The organism is Xenorhabdus bovienii, assembly GCF_024721015.1.
GTDB lineage: Bacteria > Pseudomonadota > Gammaproteobacteria > Enterobacterales > Enterobacteriaceae > Xenorhabdus > Xenorhabdus bovienii.
On sequence record NZ_JANAIF010000294.1, the window covers coordinates 1 to 612 of the forward strand.

The window sequence follows — 612 nt, forward strand, 5'->3', positions numbered from 1 at the left end:
TGAGTTTTTGGCGAAATTGATTATACCCAATCATCATGCTGTTCAGATTACCTTCACAAAACGTCAACACGCCCTAGAAAAAGATCCATAGGGAGCGAAGCTGCGATTTGACGACATCCGGCACATAAACCTTTTTTGTAGATTTTCTGTCCTGGGACTTTCGCTTCGCTCTTTCTTGATGAGATGCTATTTACTCACGGTTTATTTTCCCCTAACCCACGGCCGGGCAGAGTTTGGCATGCTATACCATTCGAAGGAGGAGCCACTACTGGGTATTTATCATCTGGAGTGATATAAACCTGCGTTGTTGCCACATATCCATCATGAAAGGTTGCTTCTATATAAGTAGCTTCCCAACCGGGCGCTTTATAACTCAATGGGATCTTAACGCTTTCCCCTGTGCTAATTTCGAGTGATGAAGAAGTATATCTGATACCACATACGTAACGAAAATCTCTTGCAGCTAGATTTATAGCCGTCCAACGAGTAACTTTCACAGGTTTTTCTGAAAAATTCACGGTGAGTGTGCGTTCCGTTTTATTTTTCCATATGAAAGGTTTAAAACCACCGTCTTTAGACGGTGACTTTGACTTTAATTCTTTGACCTATGCG

General features: G+C 42.0%; 1 pseudogene. It reads right to left on the reverse strand.

Annotated features, from left to right (window positions below):
• Positions 1-194: 194 nt before the first annotated feature.
• A pseudogene (locus tag NXS07_RS20655) lies at positions 195-524 on the reverse strand (PhoPQ-regulated protein); the annotation flags it as partial.
• Positions 525-612 lie beyond the last annotated feature (88 nt).